The sequence below is a fragment of the Psychroflexus aurantiacus genome (genome assembly GCF_010820555.1).
GTDB classification, from domain to species: Bacteria; Bacteroidota; Bacteroidia; order Flavobacteriales; family Flavobacteriaceae; genus Psychroflexus; species Psychroflexus aurantiacus.
On record NZ_JAAIKD010000014.1, the window covers coordinates 1 to 5890 of the forward strand.

8 protein-coding genes are annotated in these 5890 nt (G+C 34.8%); all 8 read left to right on the forward strand.

All coding sequences use genetic code 11. The annotated features are described in order from the left end of the window. The first annotated feature begins 123 nt into the window (after positions 1 to 123). The 8 genes from G3567_RS13020 (at position 124) to G3567_RS13055 (ending at position 5794) form a co-directional block, all read left to right on the forward strand. Positions 124 to 462 (forward strand): type II toxin-antitoxin system RelE/ParE family toxin, encoded by a 339-nt coding sequence (locus G3567_RS13020; protein ID WP_164005755.1) that lies wholly within the window; start codon positions 124 to 126, stop codon positions 460 to 462. A 2-nt stretch (positions 463 to 464) separates the two neighbouring features. Beyond that, positions 465 to 749 carry a helix-turn-helix domain-containing protein gene (locus tag G3567_RS13025; protein ID WP_164005756.1) on the forward strand — a complete coding sequence of 95 codons (285 nt, stop codon included), beginning with the start codon at positions 465 to 467 and terminating at the stop codon, positions 747 to 749. Positions 750 to 904: 155 nt separating this feature from the next. Beyond that, positions 905 to 1423, forward strand: coding sequence for a hypothetical protein (locus G3567_RS13030; protein ID WP_164005757.1), 519 nt, complete (start codon positions 905 to 907; stop codon positions 1421 to 1423). 148 nt (positions 1424 to 1571) lie between these two features. Then, on the forward strand, positions 1572 to 2207 hold the full coding sequence (locus G3567_RS13035; protein WP_164005758.1) for a hypothetical protein: 636 nt from the start codon (positions 1572 to 1574) through the stop codon (positions 2205 to 2207). A gap of 150 nt (positions 2208 to 2357) precedes the next feature. After that, complete coding sequence (locus G3567_RS13040; RefSeq protein ID WP_164005759.1) at positions 2358 to 2909, forward strand: hypothetical protein; 552 nt, start codon at positions 2358 to 2360, stop codon at positions 2907 to 2909. 154 nt (positions 2910 to 3063) lie between these two features. Beyond that, the gene (locus G3567_RS13045) at positions 3064 to 3720 is read left to right on the forward strand and encodes a carboxypeptidase-like regulatory domain-containing protein (protein ID WP_164005760.1); all 657 of its coding nucleotides are present in this window, start codon (positions 3064 to 3066) and stop codon (positions 3718 to 3720) included. A gap of 158 nt (positions 3721 to 3878) precedes the next feature. Next, positions 3879 to 4415: a hypothetical protein gene (locus G3567_RS13050; RefSeq protein WP_164005761.1), complete on the forward strand. Its 537-nt coding sequence runs from the start codon at positions 3879 to 3881 to the stop codon at positions 4413 to 4415. Between the two features lie 191 nt (positions 4416 to 4606). Further along, the gene (locus G3567_RS13055; RefSeq protein WP_164005762.1) at positions 4607 to 5794 is read left to right on the forward strand and encodes an NADase-type glycan-binding domain-containing protein; all 1188 of its coding nucleotides are present in this window, start codon (positions 4607 to 4609) and stop codon (positions 5792 to 5794) included. Positions 5795 to 5890: the final 96 nt, after the last annotated feature.

The window sequence follows — 5890 nt, forward strand, 5'->3', positions numbered from 1 at the left end:
TGCTTTTGAACTCCCGCACTACTCATAGCCTGGACCGTTGTGTTTCATACTGAGAAAAATCCGTCTTCGAAATAAAGTATGATTTAGGAATAATAATTGTAACTAATTCGTTACATTTGTTAAATGAGAGAAATCGATATTACAGAAGAATGTTTGGAATTTATCGACAACCAAAACGAAAGAGTTGGACTGAAATTCTTCCAACTAATTGAAGTTATTGGAGAAATAAAAGTTGTTAATTCAAATTTTCTAAAAAAACTGCAATCAACTCAATTTTACGAATTGAGAATTAAAGCAGGAAATGAATATCGAATTGTAATCTTTGCTATTGACCATCTGAATTTTGCAGAATGTACGCAAGCTGTTTGTTTATATGGTTTTCAGAAAAAAGGAACTAAAGATTACAAAAAGGCAATTAAGCAAGCTGAAAAAATATTAGAGAATTATCTAAAAGAAAAGTAATTATGGGAAAATCAATAAATGCAAAAGAACTGATTGCAAAACGATACGGAAAGGAAGGCTCAAAAGAACGTGAGGAATTTAGAGATAATGCTTTTTCATTTTATTTCGGAGAAATTATTAAAAACCGAAGAAAGGAATTGCATTTGAGCCAAGAAAATTTAGCTGAAAAAGTAGGAAAGAAAAGACCTTATATTTCTCGAATTGAAAACGGAGAAGATATTAGACTTTCGAATTTTGCTTTACTTGCTAATGCTTTAGGCTTATCTATTCAATTAACAGCTGAATAAAGTACGAAAACACAACATCGGCTATGATTCATTGCGGTTGAATTCCCTGTCGGAATTCAAGGCTTTTTTGCTATCTTTCGGCTACGGCGGAAAGAATCCTGCGGATTTTTCCGCAACGAAATCATAGCCAGAAACGTTGGCAAACATTTCCAAGCATGAAGATGAAATTCAATTATTTCGTAATTCTTTGTATTGCCCTTTGTTGCATCAAAATATCGGCTCAAAATTCTATTATCTATAGTGGTCAATTGATCTATGGTGAAGATGATAAAAGTTTGCCTGCAGTATCAATTGAAGCGTATGACGACAAAAAATTAATTAAAAAAACCACCAGCGATCTAGACGGCCGGTTTGTCCTAAAAGTAAATTCAAACATTAATAGAATAGTCTTTACAGATCAATTTTGGCGAACGCTTGAAATTGAAAATCTCCGAGAATTCGAGAGTTCTGAAATTAACTTCGGCCAAATTAAACTTTATAGCAGTGAAATACCGTTTGTAAGGTATTTTAGTAGAAAAGCTGAGAGAGAGGATCGAAGAAGACAGCGTCAAAACTTTCAGGATCTCAAGAATAATGGAAAGAAAATTCTATTGAATGGTAAGATTTATAGAATGAAAGCAAGGGGTAATATGAACTCTTTTTCCTATTATGTAAAATTTGACAACGCAATTTGACTCGTAAAAACGTTTGCCAACAACGCATAACCGCAATTCCAGCTTGTTTCAGTTCAACTTCTCAAAATAGTTTAACTTCCTGAATTAAAAACACCACCGCAAAGAACTGCGGTTATACAAGACCGTTGTGCGTCATTTAAGAGAACCTGTGAAATACGTTAAACTGATTTTTCTACTAACTTTTTTAAGTTCGTGTTCAACGAATAAATCAGTTGTTGGTTTATATGGAAAATGCGGAAAAAGTTATTTTGCTTGCACTCAAATTGAATTAAAAGCGGATAAGACTTTTGAGTACTTCATCTTTATGGATGTTGGTGGAGAAAGTGTTGTAAAAGGCACTTGGAATAAACTTTCGAATGATACAATTGCTTTGAACACATACAACCAACCAGAAATTCCAAAAACAACCTACGAAGGAAAAGTTAATCCAGAATTAACTGGAAAAGTTAAAATAAAGATTTCTGACAAAAATGGTGCTCTGGGATTTGCTAACGTTCAAATAAACGACAAAAAGCTTGGAGTCGGAGCGAATCAGAACGGAATCGCAGAGTTTGAAACTGAATCCATAAAAAATGTTCATTACAGCTTTTTAGGTCAAGAAGAAACAATCGAAATTGATAATCCGAATTATAATAATATAGAAGTTCTGATTAAGGATTTGGACATCAATGCAGTTCCCGAATTTCTAACTAATTACAAGATTGTTGTAAACGGAAAAAAACTGATAATGGATTCAGAATACATTTACAAAAAAACAAATTTGAAAAACAAACAGTGGAAATAAAAAACGAACGCACAACATTAGTTATAGGCAATAGCTCAGGTTTGGGCTGAAAACAAAAGTTCGGGATTTATTTTCTAACTTTACGACTGAAAACAAAACTGAATGGCTTTTTTGGCGCTACTGCCCATAGCCTTCCCGTTGCCCATAATTATGAAAAAAATCCGTCTGACATTAATAATTGGAATTTTAATATCAAGTTTTGGTTTCTCACAATCAAAATCTGAAATTGAAAATCTACTTGACGGAATTTCAAAAATTGAGAACTCGAAAGAGATAACGGAAACGGAAGAAGCCGAAAAACTGATTGAATATGGTTGGCGGATTTTACCAACTCTTGCGGAATTTTTTACAGACCAGACTTTGACTAATGTAAAATCGGAATGTCAAGACCGAATTTTGAATAAAGGAGAGTTGGCAATAATTATGGCTGACCGAATTGAGGGAATGCCGTACTTTACATTAACTGGAATGCAAAACTGTATTCTAACATTTTGCGAAAACAATCCGAATTTAGTTGAATATTATCTTCCTGCAATATTAGCACAAGGAACGCTGGAATTTCAAAAAAAATATAATGAATGGCTAGCAAGTGATGACCGAATTGATTGGACACCACTTCTGACCTACGAATCGAAAAAAGAACGAAGAAAAATAATTCGCGAACGGAAAAAAGCAATTCGTGAAATGCAAAATAAAAAATAACTATGGGCAACACCGTGTATAATTAATGGCTAGTTCTCGCCTACTTACGAAAATCCTCGCGGATTTTCTATTTAGTTTGTATTTGCTAGATTAGGTGCTTAACCACGCCACTAATCATACACAAACACGTTGTAGCACATTTGAAATAGACCTATTGAGAACATCATTCACCATATTGACCATTTTGATTTTCATCTCGTGTTCTTCGACTAAGAATTTGACGACTGACCACATCATTGGTAAGTATCAATGGAATGGCATTTATGGAATAGGCTCGACAATAGAATTGAAAGCCGACCAAACTTTTGAATACAATTGGCAGACGGGTTTAATTCGGGGGACAACTTTTGGAACTTGGGAGAAAGACGGAACTCAAATTACCTTAAACAGCAATTTGCAACCACCTGAAAATGGAATTGAAAACTTTGAGATTATCGAGACTGAGAAAAATAAATCAGACTCACTGTTAATTAAAGTAATTGGATCCGACAATGAAAGTGTTCCATTTGCAGCCTGCGTTTTAAAACAGAATACCACGACTTTAACAGGAGCATCCACAGACTTTCAAGGAGAAACAAAGTTGCCAAAATTAGAAGCAGATAGTCTGATAATCTCATTCATAGGTTATAAGACAATTCGACATCGGCTTGACAGTTCTGTTTCGACCTACGTTTTCAAAATGGAAGAAGAAAATGAATACTACGAGTATTTTACGAACGAGAAGTGGACGTATAAGAACGAACGACTTTATGACCCCTCAATAAAAAAAGACAAATACGTGGAGAAGGATTATTACGAAAAAATAAAATAGAAAAACGTGCTACAACAGCACCTAAGAAAACATGGGGCGGACAGTGGTTTCCGCAAGGTACGTTCTTCGTAGCTAAATTTGTCACGAGCGGACAAGTAAGAGCTTCGAAAGCCCCACGTTTCTTAGCTGCAGACCGTTGGCACCAATAAAAGAAAATAATGCTAAAGAAAATATTTCTGACTTTTATATTAATCAACCTATTAACTTCTTCAAGTTTTGGACAAACAGAAATACTTATTGAGGAAATAAAAACCGACTCAAAATTTGAAATTGTAGAAGGAAAAGATTTTAAAGGAGCTATAATTCCAGCAGATTACAAGATAAATTTCAATAAAAAACAACTTGCTCATAGATTTACTCCTTCAAAAGAAGATATTATTCAAGCAGAAATTGCCTTAACGGAAAAATATAATAAATCGATGAAAAAAGATCCAAGAGTTCATCGATTTAAAAAAATAAAAAATGTTCGATCCTATTTTAAGGAATATGTCCGACAATATTTGGGGTACATAAATGAAGAAGGGGAAAAAATAATATGGATTCATTTGGTCCAATTTGAAAAACTTCAAAAAGAAATTGGAAATATCGAACTAGACTGGAAATCAAATATTATTAATGGTTTAGGAGATGTATTTTATGAAAATATGATGACTCTTGCATTTAATAAAAGAACAGATAAATTAAGTATATGGTAGTATTTCAGTTTTTAGAATAAGGCTAACTATTTTTACTGGTGCCAACAACGGTTCATCGCCAATAAGCGGCACCGTTAGTAAGAAAATAAATAACTTGACCAACAAACTAATACTAAGCCGACAAATCCGCGTCCCTTACTCCGCCAACTGGCGATAACCGAGACCGTTGGCACCCATTTGAAAAAAAGACAATGAAACAATTAGCTCTCATTTTGACTATTCTGATTTCAAGCTTGACTTACGGGCAAGAATTACCCGCGATTGAGCCGAAAGTTTTTGATGCTGTGAAATACACAAAAGCGGAACAAGTCTATTGGGAACACGCAATGGAGTTATTGTCAAAAGTCAACTCAGGAGAAATGAATTATGGCGAGCAAATGTCAAAAGAAGATATTCAAGCGATTGACTCATTAGAAATGATGTACGGGCCAATGACCGAAGGAGTTGGTTGTAGTTGGTATTGTGGCGGTGGTCCGTATAAAATCACTGCTTCTTCTTATCTTCAGGAACAAGGAAAAAACACCTACCTACCTGACAACATTCACGACTTTGACCTTCTGACAGCTTGGGTACCAAAAGGAACGGTTGGAATGAAAATCAATTTCCATTTCAAGCCTTTTGCCCCTAGAGTCAACGAAATTCTTCTTTGGAATGGGTATATAAAGAATGTTGACTTATGGAAAGCCAATTCTCGTGTAGCCAAATTCAAACTCTATGTTGACGGACAACCAAAGGCAATTTTAAACTTGGTTGACTCTACGAACGCTCAGTCATTTAAAATTGACCCTATTCAATCGACAGACAGCACGAAAGACTTGATACTGACCCTTGAAATTCTAGAGATTTATAAAGGAACAAAGTATTCAGATGTAGCAATAAGTGAAGTGAACTTTGACGGACTTGATGTTCATTGCTTTGCCAAAGGAACAATGGTTTCTCTTGCAAATGGTAAAACAAAGGAAATCCAGAACATTCAATCTTCCGACTCTATTTTGACATTTGACTTAAAACAGGAGAAACTTGTTATCGCCTCAAACCCTAAACTTATAACGGCCAGACATTCAAACCTTGTAAAACTTCACTTTAAAGACAGAGAAATTACGGTCACAGACGACCACCCTTTTTGGACTCAAGACAAAACTTGGGCGTCTTTAAATCCTGAAAAATCAAATCAGAATTATCTTCAAGAAGAGCCAGTCAAGTTGTTATCAAAAGGAGATAAAATATTTGTACCCGAAGACAACAGCTTTCTTGAAATCATAGACATAGATCAAGTTCAAAATGAACAATTAACCTACACTTTGGAATTTGATAATGGAGAGAGTTTCATTGTAAATGGACTACTCGTAAAGACTGAGAAAGTGCAATTAATAAAATAAAAACGGGTGCCAACAACGGGTATAGTGCATGCCCTACGGGACACGCACCATACCCAAACCGTTATGTGCAAGCTGAAAAAAACAACGATGAAACGA

Excerpts from the sequence above, each read along its gene's own strand:
- G3567_RS13020 (WP_164005755.1), top strand. The coding sequence starts at position 124 with ATGAGAGAAATCGATATTACAGAAGAATGTTTGGAATTTATCGACAAC.
- G3567_RS13025 (WP_164005756.1), top strand. The coding sequence starts at position 465 with ATGGGAAAATCAATAAATGCAAAAGAACTGATTGCAAAACGATACGGA.
- G3567_RS13030 (WP_164005757.1), top strand. The coding sequence starts at position 905 with ATGAAGATGAAATTCAATTATTTCGTAATTCTTTGTATTGCCCTTTGT.
- G3567_RS13040 (WP_164005759.1), top strand. The coding sequence starts at position 2,358 with ATGAAAAAAATCCGTCTGACATTAATAATTGGAATTTTAATATCAAGT.
- G3567_RS13050 (WP_164005761.1), top strand. The coding sequence starts at position 3,879 with ATGCTAAAGAAAATATTTCTGACTTTTATATTAATCAACCTATTAACT.
- G3567_RS13055 (WP_164005762.1), top strand. The coding sequence starts at position 4,607 with ATGAAACAATTAGCTCTCATTTTGACTATTCTGATTTCAAGCTTGACT.